Source organism: Streptomyces sp. NPDC044719, assembly GCF_056433405.1.
In genome coordinates this window covers 855,881-876,122 of sequence record NZ_JBWKHE010000002.1, presented here as the reverse complement: position 1 = coordinate 876,122, position 20,242 = coordinate 855,881, and the positions used below count along the sequence as shown (strand labels likewise).

At 68.3% G+C, this 20,242-nt stretch carries 16 protein-coding genes and 2 pseudogenes; 5 read left to right on the top strand and 13 right to left on the bottom strand.

The features are described 5' to 3' along the window. Positions 1 to 154 precede the first annotated feature (154 nt). On the bottom strand, positions 155 to 1,522 hold the full coding sequence (locus AC07DF_RS10695; protein WP_478969169.1) for a cytochrome P450: 1,368 nt from the start codon (positions 1,520 to 1,522) through the stop codon (positions 155 to 157). 400 nt (positions 1,523 to 1,922) lie between these two features. Further along, positions 1,923 to 3,617: a hypothetical protein gene (locus AC07DF_RS10690; protein WP_478969167.1), complete on the bottom strand. Its 1,695-nt coding sequence runs from the start codon at positions 3,615 to 3,617 to the stop codon at positions 1,923 to 1,925. A gap of 1,574 nt (positions 3,618 to 5,191) precedes the next feature. Here AC07DF_RS10690 and AC07DF_RS10685 point away from each other — a divergent pair. Beyond that, entirely contained in the window at positions 5,192 to 5,542 is a 351-nt protein-coding gene (locus AC07DF_RS10685; protein ID WP_478969165.1) for a hypothetical protein, read from the top strand. Positions 5,543 to 5,637: 95 nt separating this feature from the next. Here the strand turns inward: AC07DF_RS10685 and AC07DF_RS10680 are convergent. Beyond that, positions 5,638 to 6,244: pseudogene (locus AC07DF_RS10680) on the bottom strand (2-phosphosulfolactate phosphatase). 259 nt (positions 6,245 to 6,503) lie between these two features. Between AC07DF_RS10680 and AC07DF_RS10675 the strand changes: the two are divergent. From AC07DF_RS10675 to AC07DF_RS10665, 3 genes are all read left to right on the top strand, one after another. After that, the gene (locus tag AC07DF_RS10675) at positions 6,504 to 6,887 is read left to right on the top strand and encodes a VOC family protein (protein ID WP_478969163.1); all 384 of its coding nucleotides are present in this window, start codon (positions 6,504 to 6,506) and stop codon (positions 6,885 to 6,887) included. A gap of 200 nt (positions 6,888 to 7,087) precedes the next feature. After that, positions 7,088 to 8,152, top strand: coding sequence for an LLM class flavin-dependent oxidoreductase (locus AC07DF_RS10670; RefSeq protein ID WP_478969160.1), 1,065 nt, complete (start codon positions 7,088 to 7,090; stop codon positions 8,150 to 8,152). An 86-nt stretch (positions 8,153 to 8,238) separates the two neighbouring features. Then, complete coding sequence (locus AC07DF_RS10665; RefSeq protein ID WP_478969158.1) at positions 8,239 to 8,379, top strand: hypothetical protein; 141 nt, start codon at positions 8,239 to 8,241, stop codon at positions 8,377 to 8,379. A gap of 25 nt (positions 8,380 to 8,404) precedes the next feature. On the opposite strand, the gene AC07DF_RS10660 is transcribed toward AC07DF_RS10665, so the two are convergent. The 6 genes from AC07DF_RS10660 to AC07DF_RS10635 all read right to left on the bottom strand — a co-directional run bounded on the left by AC07DF_RS10660 (position 8,405) and on the right by AC07DF_RS10635 (position 12,546). Further along, positions 8,405 to 8,605, bottom strand: coding sequence for an SCO3870 family protein (locus tag AC07DF_RS10660; RefSeq protein WP_478969156.1), 201 nt, complete (start codon positions 8,603 to 8,605; stop codon positions 8,405 to 8,407). 128 nt (positions 8,606 to 8,733) lie between these two features. Beyond that, the gene (locus AC07DF_RS10655; RefSeq protein ID WP_478969153.1) at positions 8,734 to 9,603 is read right to left on the bottom strand and encodes an SDR family oxidoreductase; all 870 of its coding nucleotides are present in this window, start codon (positions 9,601 to 9,603) and stop codon (positions 8,734 to 8,736) included. A 32-nt stretch (positions 9,604 to 9,635) separates the two neighbouring features. Next, positions 9,636 to 10,214, bottom strand: coding sequence for a TetR/AcrR family transcriptional regulator (locus AC07DF_RS10650; protein ID WP_478969151.1), 579 nt, complete (start codon positions 10,212 to 10,214; stop codon positions 9,636 to 9,638). 92 nt (positions 10,215 to 10,306) lie between these two features. Beyond that, entirely contained in the window at positions 10,307 to 10,885 is a 579-nt protein-coding gene (locus AC07DF_RS10645) for a dihydrofolate reductase family protein (RefSeq protein WP_478969149.1), read from the bottom strand. Positions 10,886 to 10,980: 95 nt separating this feature from the next. Continuing rightward, positions 10,981 to 11,514, bottom strand: coding sequence for a GtrA family protein (locus AC07DF_RS10640; RefSeq protein WP_478969147.1), 534 nt, complete (start codon positions 11,512 to 11,514; stop codon positions 10,981 to 10,983). Positions 11,515 to 11,811: 297 nt separating this feature from the next. Continuing rightward, positions 11,812 to 12,546, bottom strand: coding sequence for a VOC family protein (locus AC07DF_RS10635; protein ID WP_478969145.1), 735 nt, complete (start codon positions 12,544 to 12,546; stop codon positions 11,812 to 11,814). Positions 12,547 to 12,560: 14 nt separating this feature from the next. Between AC07DF_RS10635 and AC07DF_RS10630 the strand changes: the two are divergent. Beyond that, a pseudogene (locus AC07DF_RS10630) lies at positions 12,561 to 12,671 on the top strand (alpha/beta hydrolase); the annotation flags it as partial. A 39-nt stretch (positions 12,672 to 12,710) separates the two neighbouring features. Here AC07DF_RS10630 and tpg read toward each other — a convergent pair. From tpg to AC07DF_RS10610, 4 genes are all read right to left on the bottom strand, one after another. Further along, positions 12,711 to 13,268: a telomere-protecting terminal protein Tpg gene (gene tpg / locus AC07DF_RS10625; protein WP_478969142.1), complete on the bottom strand. Its 558-nt coding sequence runs from the start codon at positions 13,266 to 13,268 to the stop codon at positions 12,711 to 12,713. 3 nt (positions 13,269 to 13,271) lie between these two features. Then, entirely contained in the window at positions 13,272 to 15,383 is a 2,112-nt protein-coding gene (tap, locus tag AC07DF_RS10620) for a telomere-associated protein Tap (RefSeq protein WP_478969139.1), read from the bottom strand. Between the two features lie 69 nt (positions 15,384 to 15,452). Then, a complete protein-coding gene (locus AC07DF_RS10615; RefSeq protein WP_478969137.1) occupies positions 15,453 to 16,061 on the bottom strand; it encodes a response regulator in 609 nt (202 codons plus the stop codon). Further along, positions 16,058 to 20,230 carry a HAMP domain-containing protein gene (locus AC07DF_RS10610; protein ID WP_478969135.1) on the bottom strand — a complete coding sequence of 1,391 codons (4,173 nt, stop codon included), beginning with the start codon at positions 20,228 to 20,230 and terminating at the stop codon, positions 16,058 to 16,060. The genes AC07DF_RS10615 and AC07DF_RS10610 overlap by 4 nt, the downstream gene beginning before the upstream one ends. Positions 20,231 to 20,242 lie beyond the last annotated feature (12 nt).

Genomic DNA, 20,242 nt, shown 5'->3' with positions numbered 1-20,242 from the left:
ACGGTCGCGGTCTTGGCACCGCGAGATCGTCGGGCCCGTCCCCGCCGCCCGGTTGCGCTCGCTGCGCCTGATCAGCCAGCGGGTCACGCCCCCGTCGGGCATCGAACAGGGGCGCACATCCGATCAACTGACCAACCCATCGAAGAGACACGCGCTAGAGGCCGGCCTCGGCTCGGGGGCGGTTCCGGGGACGGACCGTCATCCGCAGGGTGCGCGGCCGTACGGTGAGCCGGGCGACCTGGCGGATGACCTGGCCCTCGGAGAGTTCCAGCCGTACCGAACGCAGCATCGTCGCGAGCGCCGTGACCATCTCGGTGAGGGCGAGACGGTCCCCCATGCACTTGTGCTTGCCGTCCCCGAAAGGCAGGAACGCGCCCGGCGGAGGTTCCTGCGCGGGGTCGGTCCACCGGTCCGGGGTGAAGGTGTTCGGATCGGGGAAGCGCTCGGGGTGGCGGTGCAGGGCGTGCTGGCAGTAGGCCAGTTCGGTGCCGGCGGGCAGCGTCCACTCGCCGAGCCGGGTCTCCTCGGTGGTACGGCGGGTGACCAGCCAGCCGGGGTGATGCAGCCGCAGGGTCTCGGTGATCACCCGGTTCAGGTACGGCAGCCGGGTCACGTCGTCGAAGGTGACCGGCCGTTCACCGAGGACCTCGTCCAGCTCGGCCAGGACCCGGGCCTCGATGTCGGGATTGCGGGCGAGTTCGTACAGGGCCCAGGACAGCACCGACGCGGTGGTCTCGGTGCCCGCGACGGCCAGCGTGAGGATCTCGGAGCAGATCTGATGCCCGGTCAGCGGCTCGCCGGTCTCCTCGTCGATGGCGCGCAGCAGCATGGAAAGCATGTCCCCGGTGTCGTGCCCGGAGGCCTGCAGTTCGTCGACGGCGGTGTTGATGGTGGCGCGTACGCCGGCCCGGGCCCGGTCGAAGCGGCGGTTGAAGGGCAGCGGCAGGCGCTCGGTCCAGTCGGGCAGCATGATGCGCACCCCGACGTCGTTCAACACCACCGACAGGTCGCTGCGCAGCCGGCGGAAGACGGCGTCGTCGAGGCTGCCGGCGAACACCGTCTTGGCCAGCATGTCGAGGCTGAGCCCGACCATCGCCTCGCGTACGTCGAGGGCCCGCCCAAGCTCCCAGCCGTCGACCGTGGCGGCCACCTCGGCGCGCATGATGTCGACGTACCGGCTGATCTCGGTGTGAGCGAACGCCGGTTGCACCTGGCGGCGTTTGCGTACGTGGGTCCGGCCGGTGGCGGTGACGACACTGTCGCCCAGCAGCTGGCCCAGCTTGTCGTAGAGCCGGCCCTTGTCGAGGGAGGGCCCCAGGGTCTTGAGCATCTGGTGGATCAGGGCCGGGTCCTGGACCACGATGGTGCGCGTCCCGGGTTGCAGGACTATCTCGACGAGTGGTTCCCGTGTCTCGCGCAGCGAGTCGATGAAGCCGAGGTTGTCGCGCATTTTCAGAGCGTGGCCGATGAACGGAAACGATCCTGCGGCTCGAGGTATGGGGGGAGGCGCAGTGGACGTCACGAGTCATCCCTTCACTGCAATCATGGGCGCCCCTATGACTTCCCTGAACCTTCCGAAGTGCAATCCTGTCATGAGCGTGTCCTGCGCCACGTGGGACGAGCTGGTGGGGAGGGGAGGAGGGAACCCCTCCCCACGCTGGTCAGCCGAGCGTGGTCGTGGGCCTGGGCCGGTTCGTTTGGATCCAGATTTGCAGCTCGCTGCCGTCGTCGGCGCTGACGGCGGGTCGACGGCCTGGATTCAGATGACCCGAGCGAATCGATCTCCTCCCTCGACGCCAAGGGCGGTTGACAGCACCGTCGGAGTCTCGGGATTCAGTACAGGACGCAGCAGGGCGGTCCGAGGGCGATGGTGGGGAACATCCCCACCATCTACTCGTCTTCTGGAACAGGTGGGTGAGGTGTCAGCCGTCGAGCCAGTCGCCTGCGAGGCTCGTGGGGCGGTATCCCGTGGCGTTCCAGAGGAAATGCGGGTGGGCGCAGCCGAACATGTAGGCGAGCAGTGTGGTGTCTTCCCTCCCGGTCCGGGGGTCGTGCAGGGTGTGAAACATTTCAGATCCGACTACGCCTGCATCCTGTTGGACATGACGAGCGCGGGCCGGGGACGGTGCGGCGCTGGATGCCTCCACGGCGGCGAGGTAGGTGCGGCGCAGAATCTCCCATGTGCTGTCGATGTTGCCGTACCAAGGGCCGTGCAGTGCTTCGAAGGCATGGAGTTCGGCGTCGAAAAGGGGCCATGTCTGGGGGTACTGGGCTCGGCAGCGTGCGGATAGCTCGGCGGTCCGGGGGCTCAGTGCGGGGGCGGTGGGCCGCGGGGCGATGGTGAGGGTGGTGCCGTGGGTGAGGATGCCGGTGCATGCGTTGGGCTGCAGGTCGCAAAGGGGGCACGCCTCGGCTGAGGGAAGGCCCTGGGTGATGCCGTCGAACCACAGGGCGTGGCGGCCCGTGAGCCCCATCCAGACGATGGTGGTGGTCATCAGCCAGGTGTTCCACATCGGGTTGTGCGCCTCGGGCATGCAGCCGTACTTGACGAGGGCTATGGCACATGCGGCGTAGAGCGCCTTGGTGTGGGTGGGCATGTCAGCGAGCCAGAAGTTGCTGATCTCGCCCGTGAGGGCGTCGGCTCGTACGTCGACCATGTCGTCGATGACGCGGCACAGCAGCAGGGAGGCCAGGTGTTCTTCCTGCCAGAGCTCGGTGTCGGGTGAGACGTGCCAGAAAAGGCAGTCCAGCATTTGCAGGAGTGAGTAGCTGCTCTGGCTCAGTGGGTTGGTCTGGGGAAGTATGACGTTGCCCGTGTGGTGCTGTTGGAGCCAGTACTCGTCGACGGATCGCTTATGGGCTGCGAAGAGTCCGGAGACCAGGGCCCGTGCGCTGTTGGTGCTGAAATTCTCAGCCAAGCGGCCTTTGGCGAGTTCGGTGAGGCGCGTGGTGTCGATGGTGTCGACAACGCGTTTGTATTCGTGGAAGACGAGGATGTCGTCTTCGAAGCGGTGGCGGTGCCCCAGGTCTCGTTCGAGATCGTTCATCTGCCGGGTCCAAGACCATCCACCGGTCAGGACGCTGTTGAGTTCCCGGCGGTACGGCCAGGTCTTGTGGGTGAGGGGACGACCCGCGCTCTGCCGCCAGCTGTAGTCACTCAGCGTCCGTGACGGGGGTGTGGGCAGCCGGCTGCAGAGAGAGCAGGCACAGTCGGATATCTGCTGTTCCTCGCGCGGCGGGGTGAGTGCTCGGCTCCTCCAGGCCCCCTCCAGCATCCTGCTGGTCAGTCGGCATACCTCAGTATCGGTGCTGACTTGAGGGAAGGCGGCTTCGATCATGCGCAGGCTGGTGTCGAGTTGCGTCAACCTGGCGTGGCCCTCCTCGTCGGGCGGGAGGAACGCGCGCGGCGCCAGTTGGAGGGCTCCCTCCACAGGCAGCGTGGTGCTGGAGTGGGGGGATCCGAGGGCGTCCAGCCGCTGCTGAGCGGCGCTCTGGCAGTCGCGGTACTCCTCCGTGCACCCATTGATGCCCTTCGCCAAGAGACGGGCCAGGGCCTCCCCTGCCTCCCCGGGCTGGAGCTGGGCGCTGGGCTGCGCCGGAACGCTGTCGGCGGACACCTTCGCAACAGCACCCACGCCTCGAGATTTCACACCGGTCTCCCTTCAAACTGTGTTCCGTACAGAGGAATCGAACGGCCCCTGGTGTGGCCGGTCGCGTCCGCGAATCTTTTGTGCCTTCCGCGGCGGCCGCGCCTGCAGCCGGACTGACGCGAACGGCTCCGGCTTTGAACGGCCGCGAGAGGCACGACTGCCGCGTCGACGGCCTGGGCAGATGGGCGAGCCGTGCTGTCCTTCGAGGACGAACTGCTCCTTGCCCGCTCGGTTCTCGAAAGGGGGCGGACTGCTCGTCCACGGCAGCTTCGTCCTCGACAGCGCCGGACTCCCACGAACGGCCCGCCCTTGTCGTGGCACTCCTGCTGCGAGACGCACGGCATGGCCGCCTCAGCAGTGTTGATCAGGAGCACTCGCTGCCGGTCAGGCGCGGCGCGACCACCGGATGCCTGGTGCGCCGCCGCCGGCTAAAGGAATGCCAGAGGATCCGATGCCGGCCGCCCCGTATGGCCGATCAGCGGGAGCTTGGCCTTCTTCGATGAGGCGGAGCACGCGCGGACTGCTGCCCGCGTGCAGCGAGGGGACGATCAGCTCACGCGCCATCTCGGATACGCGGTGGGCCCGGTCCGGCAGGTGGGCGTCTAAGTGGCCATCGAAGAGGAAGGCCGGGGAGAACTGGTTCTTGTCATCGGCCGAGGCGTGTGGGTAGGCGCGGGCGGTGGCATGCGGCAGACCCCATGACTTGCACTTCTCGAACCCCGGCCTGGCTGCGGACCATGCGCATGTCTCGGATCCGGCACAGAAGACGCTCCTGGGCGTACTCAAGACGTCTGCTGGGAGAGTCGAAGGGGCGGTCGAACGTTGACGTCCTGAGCCATGCGCTTCCTTTCGGGAGACGGACCGCAGAGTCCCCCCGGCCTGCAAACAGGCGGCCGTCGAGACCGCCTGCACACTCGAACTGGGCTTCGCAGAACGAAAGTTGAATCGAGAACGCTACGAGGCTGCCCATGGCGTAAATGATCTACACCGTGACCCGGCCGTGATCTGGGTTACTGCTGAAGCCTCATGAGCTGCATATAATCGCGCGCCCCCGCGAGTGTGAGGATCACGGTCCAGAACAGAGGATCGCGGTCCAGAGCACCAGATCCGCCAGCGCCACCTCGCGTGGCCTGCCGCTGTCGTCGAGATGGTTCACCGGGGCCGAGCCCGCTCGACATTGGAGTCGCACCGGCCGAAGTGCCAGTCGATACGCGGGGCAGGATGGCGACGAACCGTCGAGCTCAGTGGGCCAAGCGCGAGGGCGGCATCAGGGCTCCCATGGAGCTGCCCGCTGAGTTGTCATGAGGACCGGCGCTGACCGCATGTGGGAGATACCACGCCCCGTCGCCTCCCAGGATGAACGGCTGAGCATCGCGAACGCCTACACCGTCGAGCACTGCCACTGGATTGGGCTGCAGCCGGCGCGCACGTGAGCCCACAGCACATGCTCGCCCTCGCACAAGGACCTTGGACCGGTCCCCATCGCTCTTGCTCCGGAGGTTGAGCTGTGGCTGACTGACAACGGCGCCGAGGGGAGTCGCATGGGCAACTGGGTCGTGATCGCGCAGTACTACAGCGACACGTACAGGACCGAGTTCATCTGTCGTGGACAGGAAACGAAGGACCAGGCATTGAAGGCACTCCGTGCCGCACTCCACACGTATCTACCCAGCAAGAACATCGTCGAGAAGTGGCGCCACGTATATCGCTTCACCGACCAGGAGTCATACCTGGTGGTGATCAAAGGCAAGCTGACACAGTGGGAGTGCACCCTGCGCATCGCGGAGCTGGTCTCGGACTCGACCGATCCGGCCGTGGCCAAGCGGGCACAGAGGGACGACGAAGCGGCCAAGGTGGATGACGGGCCACAAGACCGGATCCCGCCTGGCTGACTGAGCGGCGGGCCGAGCCCCCTTCAAGTTCAGCCGCCCCACACAACCTGGTGTTCAGCCCGGGCAACTGCCGTGCTCAAGCCACCAACTCGAGGTCAGCTGAGAGGCCGCAGCACTGCCATCCCATCCTCGATCCCTACCTTCATGGCGAAGTCGAACCGGTCGACCTCCAGACACAACTCCACATCGGTGGGGTGAGCGCCGAGTCGTCGCCCGCTGCGGAGGTCGTCCGCGGCAGGGGAGGTGCGGGCGCGGTGAAGATAAAGCTCGGGGGTGGCACGGTCTCCGGCCAGGAGCCGGTTCAAGTACTCGGCGCAGGCCAGATCCTCGGCGGCACGGCCGTCCTCGCCGGTGGCAACGAACGTCACCGAGTCGGCGCCGACATCCACCAACGCTCGGGCCGTCGCGCCGGCCACGACGAAGCTTGCGCACAGCGCCAACTTCGCCTCGACAACCGCCAGGGCACCGACCGTTCCCGCAGTGGTCTTCTGAATCACGGTGCGGCTGGCCAACTCCCCTGGCCTCCCGGAGCAGGCCAGGGGAGTTGGCCAGGTCGAACCCGGTGACCGGTGCCCCGTCCTTGAGTGTGAGCCAACCCGGGTGACCCGCCTTGATCTCCAGCGCCTCGCCCTCGTCGACGGCGAGAACGATCTTGTCTGCACCACGGTGGAACGCCCATGCGGCGGTGGTGAACGCCCGCATCACATCGATCACAACAGCTACCTGTTCGGTGCCGTCCACGTCGGGAATTCCGACTACTCGCGCGTCCATGCCGGGATGGTTGCAGCCAACTGAATCGGCCCACAAGGCAGTTGACGATCTCTCGGCGACTCGGAACCTGCCTGAGCGGGAGGTCAGCGGCTCGTCGCCTGTGGTCAGGTGTCGTGTCAGGCAACTGCCCCTGCGGGTTCCGCGATATTCCGGTGGCGAGCGGGACGCGGGCTCCGACATGATCGCGCGCATGCCTTCTACAGTGTCGAATATTGCGATCGACTGTGCGAACGCCTACCGGCTGGCGCAGTTCTGGAGCGATGTGACCGGACACCCGCTGGATCCCGAGGACAAACCGGGTGACGACGAGACGGAGATCATGCTGCCCGGCGGCCCGGCCTTGCACTTCAACGAGGTTCCAGAGCCGAAGTCGACCAAGAACAGGCTCCATCTGTGCCTACGCCCGGACACCTCACGAGACGCAGAGGTCGAGCGGCTGCTGAAGCTGGGCGCCTCGCTGGTCGCCGATCATCGCAAGCCCGACGGCTGGGGCTGGGTCATTCTCGCCGACCCGGAAGGCAACGAGTTCTGCATACTGCTGGCCGAATCCGAGCGGGCTGCATTGTCCTCGTGACCGAGTAGCCGTGGCGCGAACATCAGCCCTGGTCACCAGCGTCGTGATGGCGGGCCATCGCGACCCTGCGGCGTGGCAGCAAGGTCGACGTGGTCCTGAGGTGCAGTGCGTCATCAACCGCTGGCGAAGCAGCCCGGCTCTGCGTCGGGGCCTGTCATGCTGAGGAAGTTCGCTTCCAGCCGCATACCTCGGAGGTTGTGATGCGTGCAGGCATCGTGGTCAGCGCGCACCCCGGAGTGGAGGACCTCGCCGTGCGGGCCGAGGAGTTGGGCTTGCACAGCTTCTGGGTCAACGACACCCCGATGGTCCACGGCGATCCCTTCGTCGCCTTGAGCCTGTGCGCGAAGGCCACCAGCCGCATCAGGCTCGGCATCGGCGTGACCTCACCGGCGCTGCGCTCGGCTCCGGCCGCCGCGAGCGGGCTCGCCAGCCTCAACGCCCTGGCACCGGGCCGGATCATCTGCGGCGTCGGCACCGGAAACACCGCCCGGCGCACCCTGGGCATGCGGCCGACCACGACGGCCAGGCTGGAGAACTTCACCGCCGCACTACAGGACCTGTGCGCCGGACGCTCGACCGAGTACCGCGAAGGTGACCGGGTCCGCGACATCCGGTTCCTGCACACCGGGGCGCACGTGAACACCGCCGACCCGATCGAGTTCGTCATCGCCGCGCTCGGGCCGCAAGCCGCCGCCGTCGCCGGCCGCCGCAGCACCGGACTCATCTCCTTCGGCCTGCTGGACCCCACCGCCTGGGACGCGCTGCACGACACCCGCCATCAGGCCGCACAAGACACACCCCGCGAACTCGACTCCCACACGGACTCCTACGTGGTCACCTCGCTCCACGTACTCGAGGAGGACGAGGACCCCCACGGCGACGCGGGCCGGGACGCGACCGGCCACCTCGTCCTGTCGCTGCTGGCCTTCGCCGCCGACACGGCAGCCGAGAATCCCGCCTTCACCGAGCAACTGGGCCCCGAGGAACGCGAGGCGGTGCGGCGGCTCCTCGACCGGCGCGGCACCACCGCCACCGCGCCGGACCGGCACACCAAGCTCTACCGCAACTACCTCGGACGCATCGCACCGGAGGACCGGGACCTGGTTCTGCCCTCGTTGATGAGCACCCTGGCCCTGGTCGGAACCCGCGACGACCTCCTCGCCCGCATTGCCACCCTGGAACAGGCCGGCATCGACGAACTTCTCATCCAGCCGGTGATCGACCCGCCCACCGAGATGGCCCAGCTCGCGAAACTCCTCACCTGAGCGGCCCCCTCCGCTGCGCGGGCAAGGGGACGGGCCCTGCGCTGGGCCTGAACCACGTCATGGTCGACCGGGGCGGCCGATCCGTCGTGATCGACATCGAGAACCTGCTGTACTTCGGCGTCGAGTGGGAGCGCTTGTTCCTACGCATCCGCCATACCGGCAGCCGGTATCAGCAGTTGGCGGTGGACGGCCTCACCCACCGCCGGCCCGCTGCGTCTCGTCGGTGATTGCCTCGCGTTTCTCCCGAGGAACTCAGTTCGCGTGCGGCCGGCCGTCGCGGACCCAGGTCACCACAACCAGAGCGGCTGTGACATACATCAGGACGCTGAAGGTGGCTACCGATTCGACGTACTGCTCGTAGCCGTTGGCGCGCAGCTGAAGCGCGAGGAAACCAAGTGCGGTCCCCAGCGCAGCGGTCGCGGCGGTCATGGCTACGAACGGGCCCTTCGTCATGGATGCTTCCTCCAAGCCAATGGACGACTGATCAAATTGGAGCCTACATGCCGCGCGACGCCACAACGGGAAACGGTTGTGGCGGTCAGCCAAGCATCAAATCCTGCCCCCCATAGGCTAGTTGCCCGTCAGGGACGGAAATCCTCGGCGTGGTCTCGGGCCCACTGCGCGAAGGTGCGGGCGGGACGCTTGGTGACCGCTTCCGCCGTCGGCGGGGGACCCAGGGACGAGGGGTTGTACGCCTCGGCCTGCGACGGGTCCGGCTCATCACCGCCGTAATCCTCGAATCCGAGGAGGAAGTCGGCGTTCTCCGCCGCGAAGCCGCCCTGCTCGCGATAGATCCCACGGGCCTCCTGCGGCGTCACCACCTCGAAGCGGATCTCCTCCCCCATCGCCTCGGCGATGAGCTCCACCTGGCGCCGGTGCGTGAGGAGTTCGGGTCCGTTGAGGGTGTACGCCTGCCCCGAGTGGCCCTCCTCGGTCAGGGCTAGGCAGGCCACGTCGGCGATGTCCCGCTCATGCACCGGGAACCACGCGGCGTCCGGGAACGGGTCGCGCACCACACGCTCCGCGCGGATGGGCGGCCCCCACAGGGCGAGCTTGTTCATGGCGAACTCGCCGGGGCGCACGTGCGTCCACTCCAGCCCCGACGCCTCGACCGCCTGCTCCACCGGCAGGTGGAAGTCGGTGTCGTAGCCGCTGGTGACCGCGCCGGAAGATAGCACCACGATGCGGTGCACGCCCGCCGCCTTCGCCAGGCCGACCACCTCCTCGGCTGTGGCCGCGACAGGGAAGAGGAAGAGCGCGTCGACGCCCTCAAGGGCGCCCGTCAGCGTCTGTGGACGGGCGAGATCGCCCTCGTGGACCCGGACCTCACGCGGAAACGCCCTTGCCTGTGCACTGCGGGTCAGCGCCCGCACGTCATGCTTCATCTCCACGAGTTGCCGCACGATGTTCCGCCCGACTTGGCCGCCTGCCCCCGTCACCAGGATCGTCATCGTTCACCTTTCGTCTCGTTTCCTCACGTCCGTCAGGTGTCGCGAGCCCCGATGCCGTTCTCCAGCGTGCGGATGACCCATGCGGAGGCACCATGGCGCGGCAGAGACCCCTCGCTGACTGCCATGCAGCCGGCGCACACGTGGGCCCACAGCACATGCTCGATCCACTCGACGCTCACCTCCGCGTCCAGGAGCCCCTCGGCCTGGCCTCGCCCGAGCAGCCGCGTGATCGCCCTGGAGGCCGGATCGGGGCCGCTTCGCGCGGTGACGGCCTGGGTGATCCGCGGGTCGCCGTACAGGAACAACACGTGATCGCCGACGTCGAGCATCGCGACCACCAGCCGGCGCAGCGCCTGCAGTGGCGGGCCCTGCTCGATGCGGGCCTCCTTCAATGACTCGTCGAGCAGATGGAGGGAGTGCTCGACGACCGCAGCGACGAGCATCTCCCGGTCCGGGAAGTACCGCTGGAGGGTGCTGCGCCCGACGTCCGCCGCGGCCGCGATGTCCGCCAGAGTCGCATCACGCCTACGGGACAGTACGGACGCCGCAGCGCCGAGGATCACCCGTCGTGTACGGCCGCGGACTCCCGACTCGCGCATGCTGCTGACCATGGCCGCACCGTAGTGGTTGCCGCCCCACGAGTGGCAAGTGCCGCCTCATTATGGAGCGTTGGTGCCTCACTTCTGTAAACGTCGTGGCGGATTCAGCCGTGCAGGGTGGGCCGGTAGATGAGCTCCTGGATGTGGCCGTCGAGCGTTCGGTGCTCGATCAGCTCGAGGTCGAAGTCGGCTGCGCCCCGGAAGATCGGGTCGAGCCCGGTCCGGCCGGTGATCACAGGGAAGAGCGTCACCTGGACGCGGTCGACCAGGCCGGCGGCCATCAGCGCCCGGTTCATCGAGAGGCTGCCGTGCGAACGCAACGGCACCTCGGACTCCTTCTTCAGCCGGGCGACGACGTCGACGGCATCGCCGCTCACGACCTTCGCGTCCGGCCAGTCGAGGGCTCCCTTCAGCGTGGTCGACACCACCGTTGCCGGCAGGCTCCTCATCCTTGTGACCCATGGGTCGCGCACGTCGGATTCCTCGGTGCTCGATGCCAGCATCTGCGCGAAAGCCCGATAGGTGTTGGCCCCGAAGACCATCCGCTGTTCCTCGCCGTACAGGGCAAGGCGGTGTTCGAGAAGCTCGGGCCCCTGCTTGCCCCAGTAGCCGGTCCAGTCACCGCCCGCGGCACCGAAGCCGTCGAGGCTGGAGAAGACGTCGAACGTGTAGGAAGCGGTCATGATGCTCTCCTTGAATCCGGTCCGATTTGACCACGTGCTGGAGATATAGACCGGCAACCACGGCGAGACTCATCGCCCCTGTGCTTCTGGAAGTGTCAGACGGTCCGGCAGAGCGCCGCCGCGCCGCCGGCCAGGCCGGCCGGTGCTGCGGCGCGGGCCACCGTCACGTGCACAGGACGGGCTGTGCGGGTGGCGGCCGCGACCTGTGAGTGGCTCCGCGCGAAGACAAGCAGGCGCAGCACCGCGAACCGCGCGACACCGGCGAGTGCGCAGGCCGACAGATAGACGACCTGCTCGAGCACCGCACTGGGCGCCGCCACCCAATGGTGCAGGGCCAGCATCGCCACGCACGTCATCGCGTACGCGGCCGTCGCGGATCCGGCCGACTGCGCATGCTGGCGCCACGTCGCGCGCCGGCCGGCGCCGAACGTGAAGCGGGCGTGCAACTCGGTTGCGATGAGCGTGGAAACCGCGGTGATCAGGGCGTTGGCCAGAGCCCATGAGATCCAGAAGGCGAGCGCTGCCACGGCGAAGCTGGAGGCGAGCCCCACTCCGCCACCGCAAAGGACGAAGCGGGCGAAGGCGGTGGACACGGTGGGTGCCGTCTGTTGTCGGCTCTGCGCCGCCATGATCCAACCCCCCTGATCGAGCCAGTGTTTCCTAATGCATAAACGCTACGTTGCGTTCGCAGGATTGGCAACATATTCATTGCTCATTCCCTCCATAGTTCCAGTTCATCGCCATGAATTCGTTGCAATGATACGAAGCTAACGCAACGACCGAAGGGAAGCTGCGTTGCAATGGGTGGAGGTGAACGCTCACCGTGGCCAGGTTCGAACGGCACACGGGCGGGCTTCGCCGACCTCTCGCAAGATCACCAGCATGTGGTACATGTGCCAGGAGCTGAGCCTGGCCCAGCAGATCGGCTACCGGATGCAGTTGGCCTGAGCCGCTGCGGAGGACGCGGGCGGGCGACTCGAGGTGTCGTCAGGGCTCCGTGTCAGGACGAGCGCAGGACGCAGAACGCCTCCGCTGCCTTGTCGTCGCCGGGGTACGGCAGCAGGTCGATGTGAACGCGGTCTGGCACGGTCTTCCCGCCGGGTGTGCGGAGGAACTCGAGGTACGGGCCGACTCCCTTGGCGGAGCGCAGTACCGCATGGTCGTCGGTCACCTCGTGCAGGGTCCAGTCCCGTCGCCTCGCCCCAGAACCGGGCCACGGCCCGCGGATCCTCGCAGTCGACCACGATCGAGGCGATCGGCCCGGTGTCGCGGTAGATCTCCCGAGGTTCCAGCACACGGAACTCGTTGCCCTCCGGGTCGGCGAGGACCGTCCACGGCACGTCGGCCTGGCCCACGTCGGCGGGCGTCGCGCCGAGAGCCTGGAGGCGCGCGACCAACTCCGCCTGATGGGCCACGGACGTGGTGGCGAGATCGAGGTGCACACGGTTCTTCGTCGTCGACTTGGGTTCCGGGACGATGACGACGTCGACGTCGACGCAGACGGCGACCGGGTCCGGCCAGACGTAGCCGCCGACGGGTTCGACGTTGGTCACACCGGGTCCCTCGCTGGAAACGCCCCAGCCGAGCCCCTCCGCCCAGAACCGTCCGACCGCCGAGTCGTCAAGGGCCTTTATGTTCACGTCGACAGGTCGCAGTGGCATGCCGTCCCCGCCCCTTCGACGCCTTCGGCACCGAAGAGAAGACGCTGCACGCCGATATGGGCGGACAGACCGGCACCCCATGGTTCGAGGTGGACGGCGGGAACCGGTTCTTCGGCCGGCACCTGAGCGACTCCGGCAAGAGCTCGTGTTCGCCGGAGGCCTCGTCAGTAGTCGAGATCCAGGTAGTCGATGTCGTTGATGGCGACGTCCGACAGGCCCATCGCGCGGACTCCGCCGTCCTGGAAGTACACGTCCTTGAATCCGTCGGCGATGATCTGCCGCAGCTGCTGGTCGCCGGCGCCGGCGTCGCGAGCGTCGAAGAGCCGGCCGGCGTACTCCGGTGGGAGGTGGACCGTGAGGCGGCGGAAGCGGCCGTCGTCCGTTGTGCCGATCGGCGCGGTGTAGCCGAACCGGGCCCTCGTCTCCACCGTGATGCCGCCCGTGGTGGCGGCCTGTCGCCGGCGGCGCTTGCGTACCTGCGGCTGCCAGCGGGCCCGTACCGCCTCGTCGATCTTCGCGGCGACGTCGGCGCGGGGGTGCTTGCGGGCGCCGCGCCGGTACCGGTTCACGGAGTCGGCGGTGACGCCGATCTCCTGGGCGACGGCCTTCGCGCTGCCCAACTGCCGGATCAGATAGCCGATCCGGCCCTTCAGCGTCTTGGGCGGCTCACGGGTGAAGGACTCCCGGTCGGCACGTTCGATCGCGTCCTCGATCTCCCTCACCGGCTACTCCCCTTCTTCCAGGACGGCGTCGCCGCCCTTGATGTGGCGGGCGGGGTTGTAGCCCGCCTCCATCAGGTCGACCGCCCAGGACATCTCCTGGACGCCTTCGAACTTCGCCAGGCCCGGGGTGGGCCCGAGGCGGAAGGTGCCGGGGATGGGCTTGCCGGACGTGCTGTAGGGGAGGATGTCGATCGGCGAGCGGGACGGCGAGGGGTAGACGACGCAGTCGGACAGCACGGCGAGCGGGTACAGGCCCGTCATCCGGGCCATGTTGAGCAGCTTGCGGTGCATGTTGACCCGGGCCTTGGAGATGACCGCGGCCCGGATGTCCGGGCGCCAGGTCGGGCGCTCCATGGCCGGCCAGGCATCGCCCTCCTTGTAGTTCTTGCCCTGAGGGCGCTCGCGGAGTTTGCCGACTCCGCCCTTCACCGTGGCCTTGATGGCGGCGAGCACGGCGGCCATGGCCGGGTCGGCGTCCTTGTGCCGCTCCATGGCGGCGAGGAACACGTGGTCGTCCAGGTCCCGGGTGACGCCGAGGTCGGCCATGGTGTCGAGGTACGCGGTCCGCAGCCGGTCGTGCCACGGGTCCAGATAGGCGCCGGTCTCCCGCCGCAGGTACGCCTCCAGCGGCTGGACGTTGTAGCCGAGTTCCTGGGCGTAGGCGACGGTGTGGGTCTGATACCAGGCCGGGCCGGCGGGAGGGATGCCGGACGGTGTGAACGGGCTGGGCAGACGCGGGTCGAGCTCGACGTGCGAGAGGTCGACCAGCCAGGAGCCTGGAATCTTCGGGTTGAACTTCGGGGTGTGGAAGTGGTCCGGGGCGGACAGGCCGACCACCAGGCGGGCGGCGGAGGCGAGGAAGGCGGTGTTCAGGTCGAGGCCGAGCGCCCAGGGCAGGGAGACCTCGTCCCCGGTGAGCAGGTTGACGTCGCGCACCCACTGGTAGGCCTCCTCGTCGAGGAAGCCGCCCTGCCAGTCGTGGTGCACGACCAGTGGGTGTTCGGGGACGCACTCCGGCGGGGCCGGGTCGATCGGTTCCGTTCCGAGCGAGCCGGGGTTGTGGCCCGAACTCCACTGGCCGGTCGTACGGTCCTGCACCGCGCGCGTGGGCGGGCGCAGCGCTGTCATCAGCTCCAGTCCTGAGACGGCCGTCGACCCGCGCGGGGTGAGGACCCGCTGTGCGTAGACGCCCAGGACGCGGGCGATGTCGGCAGGCGCCGAGTCCGCGACGCCGGGCCAGGACCGCTCGTCGAGGGCGTCCCAGGGCAGGACGGCGAGCTGCACGCACTGCCGCTGGTTGCCCTGGGCCGGGCGGTACACGCGGGCCCAGGGGCCGAATCCGCGTTGGGTCAGCTTCCACTTCGCCCTGGCGAGCTGCTTGACGACCGGGTGATCCTCCGCCAGCCGCAGGCCCCGGCGGTCCTCCAACCGCTCGGGCAAGCCGAGCTTCACGGCGGCGGCCGTGGTGAGCACGATCAGCGGATCGGCGTCACGGCCGTTGCGGTGCAGTCTGGACGCGCCGAGCCCGGACTCGTGCAGCGTCCACTCCACCAACTCCGGGATGGTGGAGGCGGGGCAGTCCAGCACGATCCCGTCAACGCCGTACGCGGAGCCGTCGTCGTCCAGGACGGCGAGCGGGCCGTGCGGGAAGCCGGAGTCGACTGGGGGCTTGGTGGCGTTCTTCGCGGCCGGGCGCCGCGACGACGTCACTGGGCGGGCGGCCGGACGGGCGGAGGGCTGAGGGGCGGTCTGGACGGCGGGCGTCTCCACCGGCGCTGAGCTCTTAGGTTCGGGGGCGGCCGGGTCGGTGAGGGTGGCCGGTGTCTCGTGTCGCGGCGGGGCGGCTGGGGCCGTTGGGGTGCCGTGCGCGGGGTATTTCGCCGCCCAGCCGTTGAGCAGGCGCTGGTACGCCTCCAGGCGGGGCGATTTCGGCTCGCTCCTGCCGTTCTCGTAGTTCTTCACCGTCTGCGTCGACGTCTTCAGTGCGAGAGCGAGACGGGCCTGGGTGATACCGGCGGCCTCACGCAACCGGGCGCGTTCCGCCGGGGGCGGGAGCTGCGGCTCCTCCTCCAACAGCGCGTCGACGGACGCGAACAGCTCTTCCTCCGTGGCCATGCGGATCTCCCTTCGCACGGCCACCCTAGCAACCCTTACCTCGCCATTTAACCTGCTTCTTTAACCCGATCAGGGGTTGACTCCGGGTGCGTGCGTGACGTCGCCCGAAAGGAGGGATCCCACGGCACGCTCCACCTCTGCGATGCGGTCGGCGAGCGCTGCCGTGCCGGGTTCGCCTTCCGGTCTGTCGCGCAGGAGCAGTTCGATCTCGGAGAGCTGTTGGGTGATCTCTGTGAGCCGGTCCGTGTCCGTGCCGGTTGCGCGCATCGCCAGCTGGCGGTTCTTGCGGTGCAGATCGAGGAAGACGGTGACCTTGGTGCGCAGCACCCAGGGGTCGACCGGTTTGGCGATGAAGTCGGCGGCGCCGATGGCGTATCCCCGGTAGGCGTAGTCGGCGCCGCCCTCGGTGCCGGTCACCAGGATGATGGGGACGTCCTTGGTCTGGTCGAGGCGCTTGATGTTGGCGGCGGTCTCGAAGCCGTCCATGCCGGGCATGCGGACGTCGAGCAGGACGACGGCGAACTCCTGGCGCAGCATGGCCTTCAGGGCCTGTTCTCCGGAGCGTGCGCGGACCAGGTGCTGGTGCAGTGGGCCGAGTACGGCTTCGAAGGCGATGAGGTTCTCCTCCATGTCGTCGACGATGAGGATGCTGCACGGGTGGGCCAGGTTGGTGTTCATCGTGCGTCCTCAGGCGGGTCGTCGGCGGCGTCGTGAGCGGGTGGTGGTCCCGGTTCGTCGGCGGCACCCGGGGCCTGTGCGGGCACCGAGGGCTCGGTGGGCGGGTCGAGCAGGTCGCAGATGGCCGAGAGCAGACGGTCGATGTTGACCGGTTTGGGCACGTAGTCATTGGCTCCGCTGTCGATCGCCTTGTCGCGGTCCTGGGGCATGGCCTTGGCGGTGAGGGCGATGATCGGCAGGTGGGCGAGCCGGGGGGTGTCCCGGATGGTGCGGATGGTCTCGTACCCGTCCATCTCGGGCATCATGATGTCCATCAGGACCAGGGAGAGGTCAGCGGCACGTTCCAGGACCTCGAGGCCCTCCCGGCCGTTCTCGGCGTACCGCACGGTGATGCCGACCCGGCCCAGTGCGTGGGTGAGGGCGAAGACGTTGCGGATGTCGTCGTCGACGATGAGGATGCGGCGGCCCGCCAGGACGCGGCCGGGGCGGCCGCTGAGCCATTCCTTGAGCCGTGTGGTCTCCGGCCAGGTGTCCTCGCGGCCGTTGGCGGGTTCGGTGGTCTGTCCGCCCGCCAGATCGTCCGGCAGGTGATCCGGGGCCGGGGTGCCGGGCTGGAGGGTTTCCGCGCTGTCGAGCATGTGCTCGGGTGAGGAATCCCCGGCGCCGTCCGCCGGGGGCCCGGCTTCCGGAGGGGCGGGCGCGGTGCCGGCGGTGCGCGGGTCGGCGGGGCCCTGTACCGCGGTGGCGCCGGGGTGGAGGGCGGGGATGTAGAGGGTGAAGCGCGAGCCCACGCCCGGCTCGCTCTCGGCGACGATCTTGCCGCCGAGCATTCCGGCGATCTCCCGGCTGATGGACAGGCCGAGGCCGGTACCGCCGTACTTGCGGTTGGTGGTGCCCTCGGACTGCTGGAACGCCTCGAAGATCATCGGAAGCTTCTCGGGGGCGATGCCGATCCCGGTGTCCTTCACGGAGAACGCGATGACGGCTTCGGCGTTCCTGAGCGTCTCCTCGGTGAAGTGCATGCCCAGCACCCGGCTGACGCGCAGCTCCACATGACCGTCGTGAGTGAACTTCACCGCGTTGGACAGCAGATTGCGCAGTACCTGCTGAAGGCGCTGCTCGTCGGAGTACAGCTCGCCCGGTACGTCCTTCTCGACCGCGATCTCGAAGCCCAGGCCGCGGTCGATGGTGAGCGGCCGGAAGGTCGCGTGGACGTAGTCGAGCAGCTTGATCAGCGGGAGGGTCTTGGGGCGCACGTCCATCCGTCCGGCCTCGATCTTCGACAGGTCGAGGATGTCGCTGATCAGCTGGAGCAGGTCCGAGCCGGAGCGGTAGATGGTGGTCGCGAACTGCACCTCCTGCTCGGCCAGGTGACCGTCGGGGTTGTCGGCGAGCAGCCGGGCCAGGATCAGCAGGGAGTTCAGCGGCGTGCGCAGTTCGTGCGACATGTTCGCCAGGAACTCCGACTTGTACTGCGAGGCGGTCGCGAGCAGTGCGGCCTTCTCCTCGAGTTCGGCGTTGGAGCGCTGCAGTTCGTCGGACCGCTCGCGCAGTTCGGAGGTGAGCCGCTGGGACTCCGACAGCAGCGACTCCGTACGGGAGTTGGCGATGATCGTGTTGGTCGAGACGCCGATCGTGTTGACGAACTGGTCGATGAAGGCCAGGTGCACATCGTTGAACTTGCTGAGCGAGGCGAGCTCGATCACTCCGAGCACCTGGTCCTCGAAGAGGATGGGCAGGATGACGATGCTGGCCGGACGGGCCGTGCCGAGCCCGGAGTTGATGGTGATGTAGTCGGGCGGGACGTCCGTGATGAGGATGCGCTTCTTCTCCTGCGCGGCCTGTGCGATCAGCCCGCGGCCCGGGGTGCCGGTGCCCGGCAGCGGGCTGCCCCCGCCGGCCTGGTCGGTGCCGTACCCGGCGATGAACTCCAGGCCCTCACCCGGCGGCGCCCCCGCCTCGGCCAGGAAGAACGCACCGAACTGCGCGTTCACCAGTGGCGTCAGCTCGCGCAGGATCAGGTCGGCGACCTCCACCAGGTCGCGGTGGCCCTGCATGAGCGCGGCCATGCGGGTCAGGTTCGACTCCAGCCAGTCCTTGGCACGGGTGGTCTCGCGGAGATTGGAGACCATGAGGTTGATGTTGTCCTTCAGCTCGGCGACCTCGCCCTGAGCCTCGACCGTGATGGCGCGGGACATGTCGCCCTGGGTGACCGCGCTGGCCACCTCCGCGATCGCGCGGACCTGGGTGGTGAGATTCAGCGCCAGCTCGTTGACGTTGGTGGTCAGCCGTTTCCACGTTCCGTAGACGCCCTCGACTCGCGCCTGGCCGCCCAGCTGCCCCTCGCTGCCGACCTCCCGGGCGACGCGGGTGACCTCGGAGGAGAACGAGGAGAGCGTGTCGACCATCGTGTTGATGGTGGTCTTCAGCTCCAGGATCTCGCCGCGCGCGTCCACGTCGATCTTCTTGGACAGGTCGCCCTGGGCGACGGCCGTGGCCACCTGGGCGATGTTGCGGACCTGCGAGGTCAGGTTGTAGGCCATGAAGTTGACGTTGTCCGTGAGGTCCTTCCACACCCCCGACGCCCCGCGGACCTGGGCCCGGCCCCCCAGGCGGCCCTCGGTACCGACCTCGCGGGCGACCCGGGTGACCTCATCGGCGAACGCCCGCAGCTGGTCGACCATCGTGTTCACGGTCTCCTTCAGCTGCAGGATCTCGCCGCGGGCGTCGACGGTGATCTTCTTCGACAGGTCGCCGTTGGCGACGGACGTCGTCACCTGGGCGATGTTGCGCACCTGCGAAGTCAGGTTCGACGCCATGAAGTTGACGTTGTCCGTCAGCTCCTCCCACACTCCCGACACTCCGCGGACCTGCGCCTGCCCGCCCAGATTGCCCTCGGTACCGACCTCGCGGGCGACCCGGGTGACCTCGCCCGCGAACGCCGACAGCTGGTCGACCATCGTGTTGATCGTCGACTTGAGCTCCAGGATCTCGCCCTTGGCCTCCACCGTGATCGTCTTGCCCAGGTCGCCCTGGGCGACCGCCGTCGCCACCTGGGCGATGTTGCGCACCTGCGAGGTCAGGTTGTCCGCCATGAAGTTGACGTTCTCGGTGAGGTCCTTCCACACCCCCGAGACCCCGCGGACCTGGGCCCGGCCGCCGAGACGGCCCTCGGTGCCCACCTCGCGGGCGACCCGGGTGACCTCGCCCGCGAACGCCGACAGCTGGTCGACCATCGTGTTCACCGTCAGCTTCAGCTGGAGGATCTCGCCCCGGGCGTCCACCGTGATCTTCTGGCTCAGATCGCCGGTGGCGACGGCCGTGGTCACCTGGGCGATGTTGCGGACCTGGGAGGTCAGGTTCGACGCCATGAAGTTGACGTTGTCCGTGAGGTCCTTCCACACCCCGGACACGCCGGGTACCTGGGCCCGGCCGCCCAGCTGTCCCTCCGTGCCGACCTCGCGGGAGACCCGGGTGACCTCGTCGGCGAACGCCCGCAGCTGGTCGACCATGGTGTTGACCGTCAGCTTGAGCTCCAGCAGCTCGCCGGTCGCCTCCACCGTGACCTGCCGGGTCAGATCGCCGCGTGCGACCGCCGTGGTCACCACCGCGATGTCGCGCACCTGCGCGGTCAGCCGGGACGCCATCGTGTTGACGGCCTCGGTCACGTAGCGCCAGTCGCCGGACAGCCCCTGCACCGTGGCACGCCCTCCGAGACGGCCCTCGGTACCGACCTCCCGGGAGACGCGGGTCAGCTCACCGGTGAACAGCGACAGCTGCTCCACCATGCGGTTCACCCCGCGCCCCAGGCGCCGCAGATCACCGCGGTGCTGGCGCCTGCCGTCGTGCAGGTCGGCGCGCTGCGTCAGATCGCCGTCGGCGACCGCGTCCAGGACGCGCGTGGCGTTCACGATCGGGACGGCCAGCGCCTCCAGCAGCGCGTTGGCCGCGTCCACGCCCGTCGTCCATCCGCCCGACCCGGGGCTCGCCGCCAGCCGCTCGTCCAGCCGCCCCTGCCGGAGCACCTCCCTGCGCACCCGCTCCAGCTCCAAAGCCAGATGCGCGTTCCGCGTGGTGATCTGGTCGAACTCCCCCGCCAGCTCGGCCAGGATGCCTTCGGGCACGTTACCCATGCGTACCGTGAAGTCGCCGTCACAAAGAGATCTCATGGCCGCCAGCAG